Source organism: Trabulsiella odontotermitis (genome assembly GCF_030053895.1).
Taxonomy (GTDB): Bacteria; Pseudomonadota; Gammaproteobacteria; order Enterobacterales; family Enterobacteriaceae; genus Trabulsiella; species Trabulsiella odontotermitis_C.
Genome location: NZ_CP125781.1, coordinates 3201285 through 3221483 on the forward strand (window position 1 = coordinate 3201285; position 20199 = coordinate 3221483).

Annotated in this window: 20 protein-coding genes; 17 read left to right on the forward strand and 3 right to left on the reverse strand. The window is 57.8% G+C overall.

All coding sequences use genetic code 11. The features are described from left to right. Window positions 1-14 precede the first annotated feature (14 nt). From QMG90_RS15365 to QMG90_RS15385, 5 genes are read left to right on the forward strand one after another with little or no spacing between them, the layout of a single operon-like run. Complete coding sequence (locus QMG90_RS15365; RefSeq protein ID WP_283280492.1) at window positions 15-635, forward strand: DUF2291 family protein; 621 nt, start codon at window positions 15-17, stop codon at window positions 633-635. Window position 636: 1 nt separating this feature from the next. After that, window positions 637-2181: a sugar ABC transporter ATP-binding protein gene (locus QMG90_RS15370; RefSeq protein ID WP_283280493.1), complete on the forward strand. Its 1545-nt coding sequence runs from the start codon at window positions 637-639 to the stop codon at window positions 2179-2181. A gap of 17 nt (window positions 2182-2198) precedes the next feature. Further along, on the forward strand, window positions 2199-3266 hold the full coding sequence (locus QMG90_RS15375) for an ABC transporter permease (protein ID WP_283280495.1): 1068 nt from the start codon (window positions 2199-2201) through the stop codon (window positions 3264-3266). A 50-nt stretch (window positions 3267-3316) separates the two neighbouring features. After that, window positions 3317-4114, forward strand: a complete 798-nt coding sequence (locus QMG90_RS15380) for a glucose 1-dehydrogenase (protein ID WP_054179833.1) — start codon at window positions 3317-3319, stop codon at window positions 4112-4114. 13 nt (window positions 4115-4127) lie between these two features. Continuing rightward, window positions 4128-4913, forward strand: a complete 786-nt coding sequence (locus QMG90_RS15385; protein ID WP_283280498.1) for an SDR family oxidoreductase — start codon at window positions 4128-4130, stop codon at window positions 4911-4913. Here QMG90_RS15385 and QMG90_RS15390 read toward each other — a convergent pair whose 3' ends face one another. Then, the gene (locus QMG90_RS15390; RefSeq protein WP_283280499.1) at window positions 4914-6947 is read right to left on the reverse strand and encodes a choline transporter; all 2034 of its coding nucleotides are present in this window, start codon (window positions 6945-6947) and stop codon (window positions 4914-4916) included. A 128-nt stretch (window positions 6948-7075) separates the two neighbouring features. On the opposite strand from QMG90_RS15390, the gene betI reads away from it, so the two are divergent. The 10 genes from betI (at window position 7076) to QMG90_RS15440 (ending at window position 17505) form a co-directional block, all read left to right on the forward strand. Then, window positions 7076-7669, forward strand: coding sequence for a transcriptional regulator BetI (gene betI, locus QMG90_RS15395; RefSeq protein ID WP_283280500.1), 594 nt, complete (start codon window positions 7076-7078; stop codon window positions 7667-7669). A 10-nt stretch (window positions 7670-7679) separates the two neighbouring features. Continuing rightward, window positions 7680-9152, forward strand: coding sequence for a betaine-aldehyde dehydrogenase (betB, locus tag QMG90_RS15400; RefSeq protein ID WP_283280501.1), 1473 nt, complete (start codon window positions 7680-7682; stop codon window positions 9150-9152). Window positions 9153-9164: 12 nt separating this feature from the next. Next, a complete protein-coding gene (gene betA / locus QMG90_RS15405; protein WP_283280503.1) occupies window positions 9165-10829 on the forward strand; it encodes a choline dehydrogenase in 1665 nt (554 codons plus the stop codon). Between the two features lie 166 nt (window positions 10830-10995). Then, window positions 10996-12564: an ABC transporter substrate-binding protein gene (locus tag QMG90_RS15410; protein ID WP_283280504.1), complete on the forward strand. Its 1569-nt coding sequence runs from the start codon at window positions 10996-10998 to the stop codon at window positions 12562-12564. Between the two features lie 75 nt (window positions 12565-12639). Continuing rightward, window positions 12640-13662 (forward strand): ABC transporter permease, encoded by a 1023-nt coding sequence (locus tag QMG90_RS15415; protein WP_283280505.1) that lies wholly within the window; start codon window positions 12640-12642, stop codon window positions 13660-13662. After that, window positions 13662-14495, forward strand: a complete 834-nt coding sequence (locus QMG90_RS15420) for an ABC transporter permease (protein ID WP_283280506.1) — start codon at window positions 13662-13664, stop codon at window positions 14493-14495. Before QMG90_RS15415 ends, QMG90_RS15420 begins: the two co-directional genes overlap by 1 nt. Beyond that, entirely contained in the window at window positions 14488-15324 is an 837-nt protein-coding gene (locus QMG90_RS15425; protein WP_283280507.1) for an ABC transporter ATP-binding protein, read from the forward strand. Before QMG90_RS15420 ends, QMG90_RS15425 begins: the two co-directional genes overlap by 8 nt. Next, window positions 15311-16015, forward strand: a complete 705-nt coding sequence (locus QMG90_RS15430; protein ID WP_283280508.1) for an ABC transporter ATP-binding protein — start codon at window positions 15311-15313, stop codon at window positions 16013-16015. The genes QMG90_RS15425 and QMG90_RS15430 overlap by 14 nt, the downstream gene beginning before the upstream one ends. A 48-nt stretch (window positions 16016-16063) precedes the next feature. Beyond that, on the forward strand, window positions 16064-17185 hold the full coding sequence (locus tag QMG90_RS15435) for a YbdK family carboxylate-amine ligase (protein ID WP_283280509.1): 1122 nt from the start codon (window positions 16064-16066) through the stop codon (window positions 17183-17185). Window positions 17186-17253: 68 nt separating this feature from the next. Further along, on the forward strand, window positions 17254-17505 hold the full coding sequence (locus QMG90_RS15440) for a DUF1158 domain-containing protein (protein ID WP_283280510.1): 252 nt from the start codon (window positions 17254-17256) through the stop codon (window positions 17503-17505). Between the two features lie 41 nt (window positions 17506-17546). Here QMG90_RS15440 and QMG90_RS15445 read toward each other — a convergent pair whose 3' ends face one another. After that, the gene (locus tag QMG90_RS15445) at window positions 17547-17888 is read right to left on the reverse strand and encodes a RamA family antibiotic efflux transcriptional regulator (RefSeq protein ID WP_049849962.1); all 342 of its coding nucleotides are present in this window, start codon (window positions 17886-17888) and stop codon (window positions 17547-17549) included. A 31-nt stretch (window positions 17889-17919) separates the two neighbouring features. Further along, the gene (locus QMG90_RS15450; RefSeq protein WP_283280511.1) at window positions 17920-19020 is read right to left on the reverse strand and encodes an MBL fold metallo-hydrolase; all 1101 of its coding nucleotides are present in this window, start codon (window positions 19018-19020) and stop codon (window positions 17920-17922) included. Between the two features lie 193 nt (window positions 19021-19213). On the opposite strand from QMG90_RS15450, the gene QMG90_RS15455 reads away from it, so the two are divergent. Together QMG90_RS15455 and QMG90_RS15460 are read left to right on the forward strand one after the other, a co-directional pair. After that, a complete protein-coding gene (locus tag QMG90_RS15455) occupies window positions 19214-19795 on the forward strand; it encodes a TetR/AcrR family transcriptional regulator (protein ID WP_283280512.1) in 582 nt (193 codons plus the stop codon). Then, window positions 19795-20163, forward strand: a complete 369-nt coding sequence (locus QMG90_RS15460; protein ID WP_283280513.1) for an MmcQ/YjbR family DNA-binding protein — start codon at window positions 19795-19797, stop codon at window positions 20161-20163. The genes QMG90_RS15455 and QMG90_RS15460 overlap by 1 nt, the downstream gene beginning before the upstream one ends. Window positions 20164-20199 lie beyond the last annotated feature (36 nt).

Sequence of the window (20199 nt, forward strand, 5' to 3'; positions counted from 1 at the left end):
CAGAGGAGAGAGTTATGTACAGAAAAGCCTGGCTGGCGCTGGCCATCATTGCGCTCGGAGGCTGTCGGATCGTGTCTGAAAAAGAGCTCGCCGACCTGAAAACGCCGCCGAACCCGCACATGGCCGAAGCGGCAAAAACCTGGCAGGAAAAACTGGTGCCGCAGGTGGTACAGCTGGCACGCCCTGCTGGCGAACTGCTGACCGCCCTGCATGCCGCCAAAGATATTGATACCGCCTGTAAAACCCTGGGCTACCGCGCGCAGGATGAAAACCCGTGCATTTTCTATGTGAAAGTTGCAGGCAGCGTTGAAAAAATCGATACCGCCTCACGCAGCGGCAAAATGACCATCAAAGATACCAGTGGCAATGTCGTGGTGGTGCAAATCGGCCCGACGATCCGCGGGACGCAACTGCGCGACGGTTACAAAGGCCTTAGTTACGGCGATTTTAACGATCAGGTGCTGTACGGCGATTATGGTCGGGCCATTAACGATCAGGCCGTGAAAATGATCCAGGCGACGCCGTTAAAAACCGGCGAGCAGGCGGAAGTGTACGGCGTGTTCTCGGCCTGGGATGTTCCTGACACCCTGCCCGATGTGACGCCCGCGAAAATCGTCCGCGCAGGGGGGCAGTAAGATGTCACAACAAGAGCCCGTTACCTCACCGGTTGCTGAACCCGATGTGATTATCGAAACTCGTGCGCTGTCCCGCATCTATCCTGGCGTTATCGCGCTGGATAACGTGGACTATCGGGTCTATCGCAACAAAGTGAACGTCCTGATTGGCGAAAACGGCGCCGGCAAATCCACCATGATGAAAATGCTGGCGGGGGTGGAATCGCCCTCTTCCGGCGAAATGTTGCTGGAAGGGAAACCGGTCTCGTTTAATTCCACCCATCAGGCGGAAAAAAATGGCATCAGCATTATTTTTCAGGAACTGAACCTGTTCCCGAATATGAACGTGATGGACAACATTTTTATCGCTAACGAGTTCTTTCAACACGGAAAAATCAACGAAAAATATCAATATGAGCTGACGAAAGCGCTGCTTGACCGCCTTGAGCTGGATGTCGACCCCTATACGCCACTCGAAGAGTTAGGCATCGGCCACCAACAACTGGTGGAGATTGCCCGTGCGCTCTCCAAAGACACCCGCGTGTTGATTATGGACGAACCGACTTCAGCACTCAGCCAGTCGGAAGTCAAAGTGCTGTTTAACGTGATTGATCAGCTCAAACGCCGCGGCGTAACCATTATTTATATTTCCCACCGGCTGGAAGAGCTGATGGAAATTGGCGATCACATCACTATTTTCCGCGACGGGCGCTTTATCAGCGAACGGAAAGTCAGTGAGGCCAGCATTCCGTGGATCATCGAACAGATGGTCGGGGATAAGAAAAAACATTTTGATTATCAGCCCGCCCCCCAGGGCGAAACCGTTCTCGACGTCAGCGGCCTGACGGCGCTGCACCAGAGCGGCGGCTACAAGCTCAACGACGTCAGCTTCAGCCTGAAAAAAGGCGAAGTGATCGGCATTTATGGCCTGTTAGGCGCCGGGCGCACCGAGCTGTTTAAAGGGCTGGTGGGGCTGATGCCCTGCCAGCAGGGCAGCGTCCACCTGAACGGCCAGTGCCTTGATAAAGCCCATTTTCAGACCCGCCTGAAACACGGGCTGGCGCTGGTGCCGGAAGATCGCCAGGGCGAAGGCGTGATCCAGATGATGTCGATTCAGTCCAACATGACGCTCTCCGATTTCAGTCTGCAGGGTTTTCGCCGGGCCTGGAAATGGCTCAATCCCCACAAGGAACGCGCCAGCGTGAAGGAGATGATCCAGCAACTGGCGATCAAAGTCAGCGACCCCGAACTGCCGATCACCTCGCTCAGCGGGGGCAACCAGCAAAAAGTAGTGCTGGGGAAAGCGCTGATGACGCAACCGCAGGTGGTGTTTCTCGATGAGCCAACGCGGGGTATCGACGTGGGCGCCAAAACCGATGTCTATCACCTGATCGGCAAAATGGCGCAGCAGGGGCTGGCGGTGATGTTCTCTTCATCCGAACTGGATGAAGTGATGGCGCTGGCGGACCGCATTCTGGTGATGGCCGACGGTCGCATCACCGCCGATTTACCGCGACACGAAGTCACCCGGGAAAAGTTGATTGCCGCATCAACCCCACAAGATTAATCAGGCTGGAATCGATCATGAATCAGAAATATATGCTCTATATGTACTTGCTGAAGGCCAGAACGTTTATCGCTCTGCTGCTGGTTATCGCCGTCTTCAGCGTGATGGTGCCGAATTTCCTGACCACCTCTAACCTGTTGATTATGACCCAGCACGTTGCCATTACCGGCCTGCTGGCGATTGGCATGACGCTCGTGATCCTCACCGGTGGCATTGACCTTTCCGTCGGGGCGGTCGCCGGGATCTGCGGCATGGTCGCCGGGGCGCTGCTGACCAACGGTATGCCCATCTGGGGCGGCAACATCATCTTTTTCAACGTCCCGGAAGTGATTTTATGCGTCGCGGTGTTTGGCATCATTGTCGGCTTTATTAACGGCACCGTCATCACCCGCTTCGGCGTGGCGCCGTTTATCTGCACCCTCGGCATGATGTACGTTGCGCGCGGCGTGGCGCTGCTGTTCAACGACGGCAGCACCTATCCAAACCTCAACGGTATGGACGCGCTGGGCAATACCGGTTTTGCTATTCTCGGCTCCGGCACACTGCTCGGCATCTACATTCCCATCTGGCTGATGATAGGCTTCCTGCTGCTCGGCTACTGGATCACCACCAAAACCCCGTTGGGCCGATACATCTATGCCATTGGCGGCAACGAATCCGCCGCGCGTCTGGCGGGTGTGCCGGGCGTCAAAGTGAAGATTTTTGTCTACGCCTTCTCCGGCCTCTGCGCGGCACTGGTCGGGCTGATTGTCGCCTCGCAGTTGCAGACCGCCCACCCGATGACCGGCAACATGTTTGAGATGGATGCCATCGGCGCCACCGTGCTCGGCGGTACCGCACTGGCCGGGGGTCGCGGTCGCGTCTCCGGCTCCATCATCGGCGCCTTTGTCATCGTCTTCCTCGCCGACGGCATGGTGATGATGGGCGTCAGCGATTTCTGGCAGATGGTCATCAAAGGCGTGGTTATCGTCACCGCCGTGGTGGTCGATCAGTTCCAGCAACGCCTGCAGAACAAAGTCATCCTGCTCCGCCGCCATGAAGAGAAACAGGCCGTTTCTCAGGGAACCGCCGCCCCGCAGGGTTAACCGACATTCCACCGGGCACCGTGTGGCCCGGTTTTATTAAGGAGAAACAAATGCAACGAGATTTCAGCAACAAAACGGTTGTGATCACCGGCGCATGTCGGGGGATTGGCGCAGGCATTGCGGAGCGTTTCGCCCGTGACGGCGCCCGGCTGGTGATGGTATCGAACGCGGAGCGCGTGCATGAAACCGCCGAACAGATACGCCAGCGCTATCAGGCCGATATCCTCTCCCTGCAGGTGGATGTCACCGATGAGGCACAGGTTCGCGCACTGTACGAACAGGCGGCGGCACGTTTCGGCACCATTGATGTCTCCATCCAGAACGCCGGGGTGATCACCATTGATTATTTCGACCATATGCCGAAAGCCGATTTCGAAAAAGTGCTGGCAGTGAACACGACCGGCGTCTGGTTGTGCTGCCGTGAAGCGGCGAAATATATGGTGAAACAAAACCACGGCTGCCTGATTAACACCTCATCCGGTCAGGGTCGCCAAGGGTTCATCTACACGCCGCATTACGCCGCCAGCAAGATGGGGGTGATCGGCATCACCCAGAGCCTCGCCCATGAACTGGCGCCGTGGAATATCACCGTTAACGCCTTTTGCCCGGGCATTATCGAAAGCGAAATGTGGGAATACAACGACCGCGTCTGGGGGCAGATCCTCAGCAGCGACAAAAAACGTTACGGCAAAGGCGAGTTGATGGCGGAATGGGTGGAAGGTATTCCGCTGAAACGCGCCGGGCAACCGGCTGACGTGGCCGGACTGGTGGCGTTCCTCGCCTCTGACGATGCGCGTTATATCACCGGCCAGACGATCAACGTCGATGGCGGCCTGATCATGTCCTGAGGGAGACAGCACCATGATAGCGAAAGATTTTGCCCAACAACTGTTCTCCCTCAAAGGCCGCGTCGCGTTCGTGACGGGCGCAGGCAGCGGTATCGGGCAGACCATCGCCTGGGGTTTTGCCAGCGCCGGCGCGCAAGTGGTCTGTTTTGATTTGCGTGATGACGGCGGTCTTGCCGACACCGTTAAACATATCGAGGCCATCGGTGGCGAAGCCTGCCTGTTTACCGGCGATGTACGCAAACTCAGCGATCTGCGCGAGGCGGTCAAACTGACGAAACAGCAGTACGGGCGTCTTGATGTGGCGGTCAACGCCGCGGGGATCGCCAACGCCAACCCGGCGCTGGAAATGGATGCCGAGCAGTGGCAGCGGGTGATTGATATCAACCTCACCGGTGTGTGGAACTCCTGCAAAGCGGAAGCCGAACTGATGCTGGAGTCCGGCGGCGGGTCGATTATCAACATCGCCTCGATGTCCGGGGTGATCGTCAACCGGGGTCTTGAGCAGGCGCACTATAATTGCTCGAAAGCGGGCGTTATTCACCTGAGCAAAAGTCTGGCGATGGAATGGGTGGATAAGAATATCCGCGTCAATAGCATCAGCCCGGGCTACACCGCCACGCCGATGAACACGCGCCCGGAGATGGTGCATCAGACGAAGGCGTTTGAAAGCCAGACGCCGATGCAGCGCATGGCGTCGGTTCACGAAATGGCAGGCCCCGCCATCTTCCTTGCCAGCGATGCCGCGTCGTTCTGTACTGGCGTGGATCTGCTGGTCGACGGCGGTTTTGCCTGCTGGTAATCACAGGCCGGGGAACATTACGCTGTTTCCCGGCGCTTCTCGATGCAGATGGATAAAGTTCAGGTGACGCTCGTACTGGTCCAGAATGTCAGTGATCACCTGTTCTTTGCTGTAGTCCATCAGGTCGTTGCCCTGACTCCCCTCCAGTAAGAAGGTTTCCAGCCGGTAATAGGTCGATTTCCCGCTGCGGGCGCGGTAGGTAAAGCCCGGCACTGAGTAGAGCTGCGGCCACACCTGGTAGATAAAGTTCTGCTCATCGCCCATATGCACCAGCAATTCCAGGTGACCCAGCATATCGCCCTCTTCCGGCGGCAGGCTTTTCAGCTCAACGTACGCGCCACGTACCCGTAGCTCCTGCGCCACTTCTTCCATTGCCGGGTAGCATACTGTCTCCATCATCTGTTTGGTGTAACGCGTGCCCGGGTAGTTCATCAGGCGCGACAGCCGTTTTTTCCAGCTCAGCCGATCCTGGACACCGAGCGGTCGCGGCGCGGTATCACGGCTGGCGCTGACGCGGCGATAGTCTTCCACTTTCAGTGACTTATACAGTCCGGCCATCACGAAGAAAATCACAAAACTGAACGGCAGCCCCATGATCACCGTGGCGTTCTGCAAGGCGGAGATCCCGTTGGTCATCAGCATGCCGAGCGTCAGCAAACCAATCACCACCGACCAGAACATACGCAGCCAGTTGGGCGCATCGCTGTTGATATCCTTCAGTTTTGAGGTGAAGTTCCCCAGCACCAGTGCGCCGGAATCCGCCGAGGTGACGTAAAACAGCAACCCGGTGATGGTCGCCACCGAGGCGCTAAAAGTAAACGCCGGATACTGCGCCAGCAGGCTGTAGAAACCGCGCTCAGGGTGAGCAATCGCCTCCTGCGCAAAGCCCGCGTCGCCGTGAATAATTTCGTACAGCGCGCTGTTACCGAACACAGACAACCACAGCAGGGTAAAAGTGAACGGAATGATCAGCGTTCCCAGCACGAACTGGCGGATAGTGCGCCCGCGGGAAATACGTGCCAGGAACAGACCGACAAACGGCGACCATGCCACCCACCAGGCCCAGAAAAAGAGCGTCCAGCTGTTCATCCATTCGACCGGGCGATCGAAGGCGAAGCTGTTCAGCGTCATGCCCATAAAGCGGTTAACGTAATCGCCGACATTCAGCACCAGCGCGTTAAGCAGGAATTCGGTATCCCCCATGAACAGGATAAACAGGATCAGCCCCAACGCCAGCACCACGTTCAGCTCTGACAGCACGCGAATGCCCTTATCGACGCCCGAAGTCACCGAAATAGTGGCGATGATCACCGACAGCACGATCAGCGCCGTTTTTGCCGCCATTGAATCCGGAATATCAAACAGTACGCTCAGGCCATAGTTAAGCTGCACCACGCCGATGCCGAGGGTGGTGGCAATCCCGAAGATAGTGCCGATCACCGCCGCGATATCGACGGTATGCCCAATCGGGCCGTTGATCTTCTTACCGAAGATGGGATAGAGCGCCGAGCGGATGGTCAGCGGCAGGTTATAACGGTAGCTGAAGTAGCCGAGCGCCATGCCCATCAGCGCGTACATCGACCAGCCGGTCAGTCCGTAATGGAACAACGTCCAGACCATCGCCTGACGCGCGGCTTCCATCGTCTGCCCCTGCCCTTCCGGCGGTAGCATATACTGGGTCACCGGCTCGGCAACGGAGAAGAACATCAGGTCGATGCCGATCCCGGCGGCAAACAGCATCGCCGCCCAGCTCAGCACGCTGAACTCCGGTTTCGACTGCTCCGGCCCCAGTTTCACCGAACCAAAGCGCGAGCAGGCGATACACACCACAAAAACGATATACAGCGTTGCCGCCAGCAGGTAATACCAGCCGAAGGTTTTTGACACCCAGTTCAGCGTCCGGCCAATCAATGCCGCCGAAAAATCACTGAAGAAGATAGTCATCAGGGAAAACAACAAAATCAGTCCGGCGGAGGTGTAGAAAACCACCGGATTGATTTTGTCCTTTTCTCTGGGTTGCGGAAGATCTGTCATCCCATAACCTCACTCTTTTTGTAACTATTTAAAATCAAATCGGCAACAATTAAGACACATTTTATATTGAACGTCCAATCAAAAACCGCTTTAATGGATAACCTGAGCTGATGAATGGAGGGCGAGAAATGCCCAAACTGGGGATGCAACCGATACGACGCCGACAGCTGATCGACGCCACGCTTGAGGCCATTAACGAAGTGGGAATGCACGATGCGACCATCGCGCAGATCGCCCGCCGGGCGGGTGTATCGACCGGGATCATCAGCCATTATTTTCAGGATAAAAACGGTCTGCTGGAAGCCACCATGCGCGACATCACCAGCCAGTTGCGCGATGCGGTATTACGCCGTTTACGGGCGTTACCTGGCGCGTCGGCGGAGCGGCGGCTACAGGCGATTGTCGAGGGCAACTTTGACGACAGCCAGATAAGCCCGGCGGCAATGAAAGCCTGGCTGGCGTTCTGGGCCAGCAGCCTGCATCAGCCGATGCTCTGGCGGCTGCAACAGGTCAGCAGTCGTCGCCTGCTCTCCGGCATCGTTTACGAATTCAGACGCGAGCTGCCGCGCGACCAGGCGCAACAGGCCGGGCACGGTCTGGCGGCGCTGATCGACGGACTCTGGCTGCACGCCGCGCTCAGCGGTAAGCCGTTCGAACAGGAGCGCGCCCGAACCCTGACCCATCATTTCATCAGCCAGCATTTACCACCGGCTACTGACTAACGGAGGAACCATGTCCCGACTGGCCGAACAACAGCTTTATATTCATGGCGGTTATACAAATGCCACCAGCGGCAATCATTTCGAAACCCTTAACCCGGCGAATGGCGAGGTGCTGGCGACCGTCCAGGCCGCCGGGCGCGATGATGTTGACCGCGCAGTGAAAAGCGCGCAACAGGGGCAAAAAATCTGGGCGGCGATGACCGCTATGGAACGCTCACGCATTCTGCGCCGGGCGGTCGATATTCTGCGCGATCGCAATGACGAATTAGCGAAGCTGGAAACCCTCGACACCGGCAAGCCTTTCTCCGAAACCTCGACAGTGGATATCGTTACCGGCGCGGATGTGCTGGAGTATTATGCGGGGCTCATTCCGGCGCTGGAAGGCCGGCAGATCCCGCTGCGCGACACCTCGTTCGTCTACACCCGCCGCGAGCCGCTCGGTGTCGTTGCGGGCATCGGCGCATGGAACTACCCGATTCAGATTGCGCTGTGGAAATCCGCCCCCGCACTCGCCGCAGGCAACGCGATGATCTTCAAACCGAGCGAAGTGACGCCACTGACCGCGCTGAAACTGGCGGAAATCTACAGTGAAGCGGGTCTGCCGGATGGCGTGTTTAACGTGCTGCCGGGCGTCGGCGCGGAGACCGGGCAGTATCTGACAGAACATCCTGGCATTGCCAAAGTGTCGTTTACCGGCGGTGTCGCCAGCGGCAAAAAAGTGATGGCCAACGCGGCGGCCTCGTCACTGAAAGCGGTCACTATGGAGCTGGGCGGCAAATCGCCGCTGATCATTTTTGACGATGCCGATCTGAGTCTCGCGGCGGACATCGCCATGATGGCGAACTTCTTCAGCTCCGGTCAGGTGTGTACCAACGGCACGCGGGTGTTCGTGCCTGCCACGCTGAAAGCGGAATTTGAATCGCGCATTCTGGAACGCGTAAAACGCATCCGCGCAGGCGATTTGTTCGACAGCGCGACCAATTTCGGCCCACTGGTGAGCTTCCCGCATCGCGACAACGTGTTGCGCTACATGGACGCGGGCCGCCGGGAAGGCGCTACTCTGCTGTGTGGCGGCGACGCACTCAGAGGCGACGACTTTGACAACGGCGCGTGGGTTGCCCCCACCGTATTCACCGATTGCCGCGACGACATGACCATCGTACGCGAAGAGATCTTTGGCCCGGTGATGTCCATCCTGACGTATGACAGCGAAGAAGAGGTGATTCGCCGCGCCAACCAGACCGATTATGGTCTGGCGGCTGGCGTCGTCACCGCCGATCTCAACCGCGCGCATCGCGTTATTCATCAACTGGAAGCAGGGATCTGCTGGATCAATACCTGGGGCGAATCCCCGGCGGAAATGCCCGTCGGTGGGTACAAACACTCCGGCATTGGTCGCGAAAACGGCATGATGACGCTGGAAAGCTATACACAAGTGAAATCCATCCAGGTCGAGATGGCGAAATTTCAGTCCATTTTTTAACCCGGAGGTGCAATGCAATTTGACTACATCATTATTGGTGCCGGTTCTGCCGGCAACGTACTGGCAACACGACTGACGGAAGACGCGGAGACCACCGTTCTGCTGCTGGAAGCAGGCGGCCCCGATTACCGTTTTGATTTTCGTACCCAGATGCCCGCGGCGCTGGCCTTCCCGTTACAGGGGAAACGCTATAACTGGGCCTATGAGACCGAGCCTGAACCGCATATGAACAACCGCCGGATGGAGTGCGGACGCGGCAAAGGGCTTGGTGGTTCCTCACTCATCAACGGCATGTGTTACATCCGCGGCAACGCCATGGATCTCGACAACTGGGCCGATGCGCCGGGTCTTGAACACTGGAGCTATCTCCATTGCCTGCCCTACTACCGCAAAGCGGAATCCCGCGATATCGGCGCCAACGACTACCACGGCGGCGACGGCCCGGTGAGCGTCACCACGGCGAAAGAGAACAACAATCCGCTGTTCCATGCGATGGTCGAGGCGGGTGTGCAGGCGGGCTATCCGCGCACCGATGATCTCAACGGCTATCAACAGGAAGGATTTGGTCCGATGGACAGAACCGTGACGCCGCAGGGGCGTCGCGCCAGTACCGCCCGCGGGTATCTGGATCAGGCGAAAGCCAGACCGAATCTGACCATCAGAACCCATGCGCTGACCGACCATATCCTTTTTGACGGCAAACGCGCGGTGGGTGTGGAGTGGCTGGAAGGCGACAGCACGGTGCCTGCGAAAGCGACGGCGCGCAAAGAAGTATTGCTGTGCGCGGGTGCCATCGCCTCGCCACAGATCCTGCAACGCTCCGGCGTGGGCAGCGCTGCCTTACTGAAAGAACACGAGATCCCGCTGGTGCACGATTTGCCCGGCGTCGGCGAAAACCTTCAGGATCACCTGGAGATGTATTTGCAGTACGAGTGCAAAGAGCCGGTATCGCTCTACCCGGCGCTGCAGTGGTGGAACCAGCCGAAGATTGGCGCGGAATGGCTGTTTAACGGCACCGGCGTCGGCGCCAGCAACCAGTTTGAAGCGGGCGGTTTTATCCGCAGCCGTAATGAATTTAGCTGGCCGAACATTCAATATCATTTCCTGCCCGTTGCCATTAACTACAACGGCTCCAATGCAGTAAAAGAGCACGGTTTCCAGTGCCACGTCGGCTCCATGCGCTCGCCGAGTCGCGGCCATGTACGGCTGAAATCACGCGATCCGCGCGAGCATCCGGCGATTCTGTTTAACTACATGTCCTGCGAGCAGGACTGGCAGGAGTTCCGCGACGCTATCCGCATTACCCGCGAAATCATGCACCAGCCCGCGCTGGATAAATACCGCGGTCGGGAAATCAGCCCAGGTATCGACTGCCAGACCGACGAACAACTTGATGCGTTCGTGCGTAACCACGCTGAAACCGCCTTTCACCCGTGCGGCACCTGCAAAATGGGTTATGACGAGATGGCGGTGGTCGACGGCGAAGGTCGCGTGCATGGTCTGGAAGGCCTGCGGGTGGTGGATGCGTCGATCATGCCGCAAATCATTACCGGCAACCTGAACGCCACCACCATCATGATTGGCGAGAAAATCGCCGATGCCATTCGCCAGCAAACGCCACTGCCGAAAAGCAACGCCCCTTACTATGTTGCCGGTAACGACCCGGTCCGCCGGTAATCCCGCCCCTTTCATTAGCCCGCACCACGGGCTAATGCTTTTCCGTTCCTGACTATACTTTTATCGAATAAATTATTCTGAATTATGACTTTACGGAATTTTCATGGCGTCCTAACGTAGCGGAGCATAATAATCAGACAATATTCATTTTTTTCAGGGGTTGCTCATGACTAAGAAACTGTTGCCGTTAGTAATACTGGCTGCGCTGTCAGCCTCCGCCTGGGCCGCTACACCGCCCACCACGCTGGTCGTTGCTCAGGGGCTCGACGATATCGTCAGCCTGGATCCGGCCGAAGCCAACGAGTTGTCGAGTATTCAGACCGTCCCGAGTCTTTATCAGCGGCTGGTGCAGCCGGATCGCGATAACCCGGAAAAAATCACCCCGATCCTCGCCGAAAGCTGGCAGGCTGATCCCGCCGCCAAAACCCTGACCGTGACGCTGAAAAGCGATGCGAAATTCGCCTCCGGCAACCCGTTGCGCCCGGAAGACGTGATTTTCTCGTATACCCGCGCGGTGAAACTGAACAAGTCTCCGGCATTCATTCTTAACGTGCTTGGCTGGGAAGCGGACAACATCGACAGCCAGTTGAAGAAAATCGATGACCATACGCTGCAACTGCACTGGACGGCGGACGTCAGCCCGGCGGTGGCGCTGAACATTCTCTCCACGCCGATTGCCTCCATCGTTGATGAAAAACTGGTGGCCGCTAACGTGAAGGGCGACGACTTCGGCAACACCTGGCTGAAAATGCACTCCGCTGGCAGCGGCGCGTTTAAAATGCGTGTCTATCAGCCGCATCAGGCCATCGTGCTGGATGCCAACGCCAGCTCGCCAGGCGGTGCGCCGAAACTGAAAAACATCATCATTAAAAACGTGCCGGACCCGGCCTCCCGCCGTCTGTTGATCCAGCAAGGTGATGCTGACGTGGCGCGCGATCTCGGCGCCGATCAGATTGCCGCGTTGCAGGGCAAAGCGGGTATTCAGGTGCTGAGCATTCCTTCTGCCGAGCAAAACTACGTGGCGTTTAATACCGCCAACAGCGCCAACCCGTTGCTGAAAAACCCGGCATTCTGGGAAGCGGCGCGCTGGCTGGTGGATTACGACGGTATTACCAAAAATCTGCTGAAAGGTCAGTATTTCGTTCATCAGAGCTTCCTGCCAGTGGGACTGCCGGGGGCGCTTGAGGACAACCCGTTCAAATTCGATCCGGCAAAAGCGAAAGCGATTCTGGAAAAAGCCGGCATTAAAGATGCGCACTTCACGCTGGATGTGGAAAACAAACCGCCGTTTATCACCATCGCACAGTCGATGCAGGCGAGCTTTGCGCAGGGCGGCGTGAAAGTGGACTTACTGCCCGCGGCCGGTAGTCAGGTGTACGCCCGCGTACGCGCGAAACAGCATCAGGCAGCAGTTCGTCTGTGGATCCCCGATTACTTTGACGCTCACTCCAACGCCAGCGCTTTCGCCTGGAATGACGGGAAATCCAGTACCGTGGCGGGCCTCAACGGGTGGGAGATTCCGGATCTGAACAAGCAAACGCTGGCCGCCGTAGCGGAACCTGATCCGGCAAAACGTCTCGACCTGTACAAGAACATGCAGGAAGAATTGCAGCGCAGCTCGCCGTATGTGTTCATCGACCAGGGCAAAACCCAGATCGTGGTGCGTGATAACGTGAAGGGGTATCAGCAGGGTCTGAATGCCGATATGGTGTGGTACGATAAAGTGACCAAATAATTCGCCCTCAGTGCCGGGTGGCGGCTGCGCCTTACCCGGCCTGGAACACAGTGCGAGCCCGATAAAGAGCGTTTCATGTCTGACTTGTCTCCCCGCGTGTGGCGGCTGCTCCAGCCGTTGTTCACGCTCGCCCTGACCCTGCTCGGTCTGCTGCTGGTGACGTTTGCCCTGTCGGCGCTGTCGCCGGTAGATCGCGTATTGCAAATCGTCGGCGATCACGCCAGCCAGTCCACGTACGATCAGGTGCGCCACCAGCTAGGGCTCGATCAGCCGTTGCCGGTGCAGTTCTGGCACTACCTGGTGGATCTGGCGCATGGCGATCTCGGGACTGCCAGCGCCACCGGGCAACCGGTATTGCAGGATCTGCTGGCCGCGTTTCCGGCAACCCTGGAGCTGGCGACGCTGGCGCTGATCGTCGGTGCGGTGCTCGGCGTTATCGCCGGGGTGTTGTGCGCTCGCTTTGCTGGTTCGCCGTGGGATCTGGCGGTTCGCACCGTTACGCTGCTCGGCAACTCGGTGCCTATTTTCTGGCTCGGTCTGCTGATGCTGGCGTTGTTCTACGCGAAACTGCAATGGAGTGCCGGACCAGGGCGGCTGGATGATATTTACCAGTTTACGGTGGAACCAAAAACGGGCTTTGCGTTGATCGACACCTGGCTGTCCGGTGATCGCGAAGCCTTTAAAAATGCCATCAGTCATCTGGTGCTGCCCGTGGTACTGCTGAGTTACTACTCCCTCGCCAGCATTACCCGCCTCACCCGTTCCGCCTGCCTGAGTGAAATGAACAAGGAGTATATCCTGCTGGCGCGCGCCAAAGGCGCTGGTGAGATGACCATTCTGCTGCGTCATGTACTGCCCAATATTCGCGGTACGTTGCTGACGGTGATCGCACTGGCGTACACCAGCATGCTGGAGGGCGCGGTGCTCACCGAAACGGTTTTCTCCTGGCCGGGAATTGGTCGCTACCTGACCACCGCGCTGTTCGCCGGTGACACCACCGCCATCATGGGCGGCACACTACTTATCGGCGCCAGCTTCGTGCTGATTAACCATCTCACCGATTTCCTGGTGCGACTGACCGACCCGAGGGTGCGCTAATGCCAGTATCGCTGTTTTTCCTCCGCCTGCGCCGCTCGCCCGCCGCGCTGTGCGGCCTGACGCTGGCACTCTTGCTGCTGTTGATCGCGCTGTTTGCCCCATGGCTGTCGCCGCAGGATCCGAACTGGCAGGATGCCGCCGCGCGGCTGCAGGCCCCGAATGCGCAGCACTGGCTGGGCACCGACAGCTACGGGCGCGATCTGCTGTCGCGCCTGCTGTACGGCACCCGCCCGGCGCTCGGTCTGGTGGCGCTGGTGACGGTCATCACCCTGCCCGTCGGCCTGCTGGTCGGTATTCTGTCCGGCTATTACGGCGGCTGGCTGGAGCGTGTGCTGATGCGTTTTACCGATGTGGTAATGTCAATGCCACGTCTGATTCTGGCTTTTGCCTTTGTCGCCATGCTCGGCCCTGGTCTGGTCAATGGCGCGCTGGCGCTGGCATTAACCACCTGGCCTGCTTATGCCCGTCAGGCGCGCAGTGAAATTCAGCGCCTGCGCCACAGCGACTATCTCGCTGCTGCCGAAATGATGGGCATTCGAGGTCTGCGTTTATTAACCGGTCATATTCTGCCGCTGTGCCTGCCATCCGCCATCGTGCGGCTGGCGCTGGATCTGGCGGGGATTATTCTTGCCGCCGCCGGTCTTGGTTTTCTCGGCCTCGGCGCACGTCCGCCGATGTCCGAATGGGGTGCGATGATTGCCGACGGCATGCAGGTGATTTTCGACCAGTGGTGGGTAGCCGCCATTCCGGGGGCGGCGATCCTGCTCGCCAGCCTCGCCTTTAACCTGCTGGGCGATGGCCTGCGTGACGTTCTGGAGCCGCAACATGACTGATTCCCGCCTCTGCGTACAAAACCTGAATATCGACTACCCCGGTGCCCGGGTGGTGAACAATCTCAGCTTTACGCTCGGTACCGAGCGGCTGGCGCTGGTAGGCGAATCCGGCTCCGGCAAATCCATGACTGCCCGCGCGCTGATGGGGCTGGTGCGCAGACCCGGCGTTGTCAGCGCTGACACACTCAATGTGCTCGGTCATGATCTCCTCGCCCTGCGCCCCAGCGGCTGGCAGCAGTTGCGCGGCAACGGTAACGCCATGGTGTTGCAGGATCCGCGTTACGCCCTGAATCCGGTGAAAACCGTCCATGCGCAAATCAGCGAAGCTCTGACGCTGCACCAGCGACTGAACCGCGCGCAACGTGAGGAAAAAATTCAACAGGCCGTTGCCGCCGTCGGGCTTGAGCCGCGCGTGCTGAAGCGCTATCCCGGCGAGCTTTCCGGCGGTATGGGTCAGCGGGTGATGATTGCCATCGCGCTGGTCAATGATCCGCAGGTACTGATCGCTGACGAACCCACCTCCGCCCTCGACGCCCGCCTGCGTAATCAAATTCTTGAGTTGCTGGTGGCGCAGTGTGAACAGCGAAATATGGCGATGCTGCTGATAAGCCACGACCTGCCGCTGGTGGCGGCGCACTGCCATCGCGTGCTGGTGATGTATCAGGGGGAAAAGGTGGATGAAATGGCCGCCCCACAACTGCCGCATGCCACGCATCCTTACACGCGCACATTGTGGACCTGCCGTCCGAACGCCAGCACCTGGGGCACGATGCTGCCGACGCTTGACCGCAGCCTGAATTTTACGGAGCAGTCGCATGAGCATCGTTAACGTTGACGCACTACAAGTACGCTTTGCCGATAAAATCGCCGTGCACGATGCCGCGTTCCACGTCGAAGCAGGCGAAACCTTTAGTCTTATCGGCGAATCCGGTTGCGGTAAATCCACCCTGCTGCGCGTGCTGGCCGGACTGCAACGGGAATGGCAGGGGCAGGTATCACTGTTTGATGTGCCCATCCGCCCCGGTGCCCGCTTTCAGGGCGAGCTGCGGCGCAACGTGCAGATGGTGTTTCAGGATCCTTACGCCTCGCTGCATCCCAACCATACGTTGTACCGCACACTGGCAGAGCCGCTAAAGATTCACGGCGAAACCGACATCAACACCCGCGTCACGACGGCCTTAACCGACGTCGGGTTGCCTGCCGACGCCGTGTTGCGTTACCCGCATCAACTTTCCGGCGGTCAGCGCCAGCGCGTGGCGATTGCCCGCGCCCTGCTGCTGCGACCCAAATTACTCTTGCTGGATGAACCCACCTCAGCACTGGATATGTCGGTGCAGGCGGAAATCCTCAACCTGTTGAATCGTCTGAAGGCGCAGCACGGGATGACCTACCTGCTGGTCAGCCACGATGCGGATGTGATTGCGCACATGTCCGATCGTGCCGCGTTTATGGCTGACGGCGCTATCCAGCGCTTTTTCGATCGTCATGCGCTGACGCGGGGTGAGCACCGGATGGGGTAACGGCGGCATTCTTTCCTATACTGACAAGAAAATGTCAGGGAGCCTGCTATGCCTTTATCCGATTTTCACGTCTCCGATCCTTTCACGCTGGGCATTGAACTGGAACTGCAGGTGGTGACGCCACCGGGCTACGATCTCAGTCAGGACTCGGCCACGCTCATCGATGCCGCAAAAGCGGACGTTAAAGCGGGCGAAGTAAAACACGACATCACCGAGAGCATGCTGGAGATCGCCACCGGTGTCTGTCAGGACATTCATCAGGCCAGCGCACAGTTTTCGGCCATCCAGCAAATTCTGCTGCGGGCCGCTGAAACCCATCATCTGCAAATTTGCGGCGGCGGCGCGCACCCGTTTCAGTCGTGGCAGCGTCAGGAGGTGTGCCAGAATCCGCGCTACCAGCGTACACTGGAGCATTTTGGCTATCTGGTGCGTCAGGCTACGGTATTCGGTCAGCATGTGCACATCGGCTGTCAGAGCGGCGATGACGCTATTTATCTGCTGCATGGTCTGTCGCGCTTTGTGCCGCATTTCGTCGCTATCAACGCCTCTTCACCCTGGCAACAGGGCAGCGATACGCAATTTGCTTCCTCGCGGCTGAACGTCTTTTCAGCCTTCCCGGATATGGGTGCCATGCCGTGGGTCAGCAACTGGCAACAGTTTGAAGGGCTTTTCCGCCGCCTGAGCTACACCAGCATGATCGACGGCATTAAGGATCTGCACTGGGACATTCGCCCCAGCCCCAATTTCGGCACGGTAGAGGTGCGGGTGATGGATACGCCGCTGACGCTGTCGCAGTCGGTGAACATGGCGGGGCTCATTCAGAGTGTTTCGTACTGGCTGCTGGCAGAGCGCCCGTTTAAGCATCAGGAACAGGATTATCTGTTGTACAAATTCAACCGTTTTCAGGCCTGTCGCTACGGCCTGCAAGGGCTGATTACCGACGTGCATACTGGCGAGCAGCAGACCATCGGCGACGACATCGCCCGCCTGCTGGACAAAATTGCCCCCTATGCCGATAAACTCGGCGCCAGTAGCGCGCTGGAAGAGATAGCCCTGCAGGTGAAACAGGGGAAAGGCGAAGCACAGGCGATGCGTCAGTTTATTGCCGATGGCGGATCGCTGATCCAGCTGGTGCAAAAACACTGTGAAATCTGGGCGACAAGCGAGTAAGCGCACTTTTTTTGGCGAATGGTGAAAATTACCGGACAATGGCTTTTTTAACTGATGATTAACACGTCATGAAACATCCGCTGGAATCGCTGATGGCGGCTGCCGGTATTTTACTGCTGGCTCTGCTCTCTTGCTTACTGCTGCCCGCCCCGTCACTGGGGCTGACGCTGGCGCACTCGCTGATGGAGACTTTCCATTTTACGGATCTCAATCAGCTTTATACGATACTGTTCTGCCTGTGGTTTTTACTGCTGGGCGCAATTGAATATGGCGTGATCCGCTTCGTCTGGCGCCGCTGGTTTTCCCTCGCCGAACGCTAAAAAAAGCCCCGGCGAACCGGGGCTTGTGCAGGTGAATAGCGTTAGAGCACCTGGGTGTGATTCTGTTTACGCCAGGCGCCTGGCGGCTGTTTAAACGTGCGGGTAAAGATGCGGGTGAATGTCTGTTGTGAATCAAAACCATACTTCAGACAGATATCGTAGACCCGTTGATCGGTATCCCGCAGGTCACGCGCCGCCAGTAGCAGTTTGCGATCGCGAATATAGCGTCCCAGACTCTTCCCTGTGTACTGCAAAAACAGTCGCTGAAGATGCCATTTGGAGTATCCCGCATGGCGTGCGATGTCATCAATACGCAACGGTTGATGCAGATTGTCATCGATCCACTCGACAATAGTCTCGATAACCTGAGCGGAAATCGTCATACCTCCCTCCCCTCTTTTTACGGCGCTGGGGTTATTCCCACCAGGCTCTGAATTGTTGGCTGCGATCGTCAACGCGCACCGGCTCGCCGAGCACGGGCGTCAACAGGCGATAGCCTTTGTCGCGGCTGGCAAGCGCCAGCTGTTTGTACGGGTCGTCCCAGGTATGTTTTGCCAGCACAAACCGCCCGGCATGACCTGGCAGTACCGCCTGCGCGTTGAGATCAACCGCGGCCTGCGCGGTCTCTTCCGGCATCATATGGATGTATTTCCAGTCCTGGTCATACTGACCGTTCTCCATGATGGCCAAATCAACGGTGCCAAACTGCTCGCCAATGGCTTTGAAATGCGGGCCATAGCCGCTGTCACCGCTGTAGTAAATCTTGTGTTGCGGGGTCACAAACATGAAGCTGCCCCACAGAGTCTGGTTGCGCTTCAGTCCGCGCCCGGAGAAATGCCGCGCGGGCAGGACGTGCACAGTCAGATCATCGGTGACGCTGAACTGCTGCTGCCAGTCCGCCTCGGTGATCTTCTGGCTGTCCATCCCCCAGTACAGCAGGTGCGAGCCCACGCCCAGCGGGGTGATCACGCGACGAACCTTCGGCATCAGCGCGGTCATCGTCGCATGATCGAGATGATCGTAATGGTCATGGGAGATAATCAGCAGGTCTATTTCCGGCATCGCTTCCGCCTTCCACGGATAGTCGCCAGCAAACGCTTTGTTAAGGAATCTGAACGGCGCCGCGTAGTTGCTGAAAACCGGATCAATCAGGATACGCTGCCCCGCCAGTTGCAAATACCAGGACGAGTGCCCGAGCCAGATCATCACTTCCAGCTCACGCGGCAGGCTGGCGAGATCGGTTTTCACCAGCGGCAGCGGCTGCGACGGACGTGCATTCTCCCGCTTTGTGGTCAGAAACCCCCACCACGCTGCCAGCATGTTTTTTTCGCCGGTATAGCCCGGCGTCGGAAGCTGGTTATGAAACTGCCCTTCCCGATAGTTGGGCGAGCTTTCTACCGTCGTCAGCTGCGCGCCCTGTGGCGCCTGCCCAAAACCGGCATTCAGTACAAACGGCAAACTGGCTGCTGAAGCAATTATCATGAGTACAACCACGCTGAAAATGAGTCGTTTCATATCCCGACCAGGAAGATCCGTTCTGATCCGTCAGAAGGCGAGTGTATTAGACTTGATTATGAGTGAGTAAGCACTCATTATAGGAATGAATAGAAAGTCGTCAAGACGATTTTCAAATTTTGACATTCACCGTTGAAGTGCTGCATCACGCATGTTTCAATCGTGTTTTTCGCCGTCAGAGAGGTAAAGTGTAGTGGCTCGTCCAAAGAGTGAGGATAAAAAACAAGCGTTACTGGAAGCCGCCGCGGCTGCCTTCGCGCAGTCAGGGTATGCGGCATCAACGGCAGCCATTGCCCGCAGTGCCGGGGTTGCCGAAGGGACGCTGTTTCGCTACTTCGCCACCAAAGACGATCTGCTCAATGCCCTTTATCTGCATATCAAGACCTCGCTTATCTCGTCCATCATCTCCGGGCTCGATCCCGATGCCACCACGCCGAAAGCGCATACGCGCGATATCTGGAACAGCTATATCGACTGGGGCATTCGCAATCCCGTCTGTCACAAAGCGATTCGTCGCATCGCGCTGAGCGAAAAAATATCCGAAGAGACCAAATTACAGGTAAGTGAAATGTTCCCTGAACTGCACCAGTTGTGCGAACGGTCGATGCGGAAAATCTTTCTTACCGCCGAGTATCAGGATTTTGGCGACGCCCTCTTCCTGGCGCTGGCGGAAACCACCATTGAATTTGCGGGTCATGAACCGCAACGCGCGCAGGAGCTGATCGCCCTTGGTTTTGAAACCATGTGGCTGGCGCTGGCAGAGGAAACCGCCTGATGAATGAAAAATTGCTGCACGCCAGCGCGCACCGTATCGCGCTGGAACTCCCCTTTACCGGGCAGTGCTGGCCGTTCGGCCCGGATTGTGACGTGTTTAAGGTTGGCGACCGGATGTTTATGCTGACCATGACGGTACGCGGCCGCGCGCTGGTCAATCTGAAAGCGGATCCGCAGAAGGCATTGCTGCATCAGGAAATTTACCGCAGCATCGAGCCGGGCTATCACATGAATAAAAAGCACTGGATCACCGTCGTTCCCGGCGACGACATCAGTTATGACCTGCTCGTGGAGTTGATCGCCGATTCCTGGAATCTGGTGGTTGATAAGCTGCCGAAACGGGATCAAAAACGACTGCGTCCTGTCTGAGACTTAGTCTGCCGCGATAAGGGCATTTTTAACCCT

What these genes read in the sequence shown, in the direction of transcription:
- QMG90_RS15365 (WP_283280492.1), top strand. Translation starts at nt 15, where the DNA reads ATGTACAGAAAAGCCTGGCTGGCGCTGGCCATCATTGCGCTCGGAGGC.
- QMG90_RS15370 (WP_283280493.1), top strand. Translation starts at nt 637, where the DNA reads ATGTCACAACAAGAGCCCGTTACCTCACCGGTTGCTGAACCCGATGTG.
- QMG90_RS15375 (WP_283280495.1), top strand. Translation starts at nt 2,199, where the DNA reads ATGAATCAGAAATATATGCTCTATATGTACTTGCTGAAGGCCAGAACG.
- QMG90_RS15380 (WP_054179833.1), top strand. Translation starts at nt 3,317, where the DNA reads ATGCAACGAGATTTCAGCAACAAAACGGTTGTGATCACCGGCGCATGT.
- QMG90_RS15385 (WP_283280498.1), top strand. Translation starts at nt 4,128, where the DNA reads ATGATAGCGAAAGATTTTGCCCAACAACTGTTCTCCCTCAAAGGCCGC.
- QMG90_RS15390 (WP_283280499.1), bottom strand. Translation starts at nt 6,947, where the DNA reads ATGACAGATCTTCCGCAACCCAGAGAAAAGGACAAAATCAATCCGGTG.
- betI (WP_283280500.1), top strand. Translation starts at nt 7,076, where the DNA reads ATGCCCAAACTGGGGATGCAACCGATACGACGCCGACAGCTGATCGAC.
- betB (WP_283280501.1), top strand. Translation starts at nt 7,680, where the DNA reads ATGTCCCGACTGGCCGAACAACAGCTTTATATTCATGGCGGTTATACA.
- betA (WP_283280503.1), top strand. Translation starts at nt 9,165, where the DNA reads ATGCAATTTGACTACATCATTATTGGTGCCGGTTCTGCCGGCAACGTA.
- QMG90_RS15410 (WP_283280504.1), top strand. Translation starts at nt 10,996, where the DNA reads ATGACTAAGAAACTGTTGCCGTTAGTAATACTGGCTGCGCTGTCAGCC.
- QMG90_RS15415 (WP_283280505.1), top strand. Translation starts at nt 12,640, where the DNA reads ATGTCTGACTTGTCTCCCCGCGTGTGGCGGCTGCTCCAGCCGTTGTTC.
- QMG90_RS15420 (WP_283280506.1), top strand. Translation starts at nt 13,662, where the DNA reads ATGCCAGTATCGCTGTTTTTCCTCCGCCTGCGCCGCTCGCCCGCCGCG.
- QMG90_RS15425 (WP_283280507.1), top strand. Translation starts at nt 14,488, where the DNA reads ATGACTGATTCCCGCCTCTGCGTACAAAACCTGAATATCGACTACCCC.
- QMG90_RS15430 (WP_283280508.1), top strand. Translation starts at nt 15,311, where the DNA reads ATGAGCATCGTTAACGTTGACGCACTACAAGTACGCTTTGCCGATAAA.
- QMG90_RS15435 (WP_283280509.1), top strand. Translation starts at nt 16,064, where the DNA reads ATGCCTTTATCCGATTTTCACGTCTCCGATCCTTTCACGCTGGGCATT.
- QMG90_RS15440 (WP_283280510.1), top strand. Translation starts at nt 17,254, where the DNA reads ATGAAACATCCGCTGGAATCGCTGATGGCGGCTGCCGGTATTTTACTG.
- QMG90_RS15445 (WP_049849962.1), bottom strand. Translation starts at nt 17,888, where the DNA reads ATGACGATTTCCGCTCAGGTTATCGAGACTATTGTCGAGTGGATCGAT.
- QMG90_RS15450 (WP_283280511.1), bottom strand. Translation starts at nt 19,020, where the DNA reads ATGAAACGACTCATTTTCAGCGTGGTTGTACTCATGATAATTGCTTCA.
- QMG90_RS15460 (WP_283280513.1), top strand. Translation starts at nt 19,795, where the DNA reads ATGAATGAAAAATTGCTGCACGCCAGCGCGCACCGTATCGCGCTGGAA.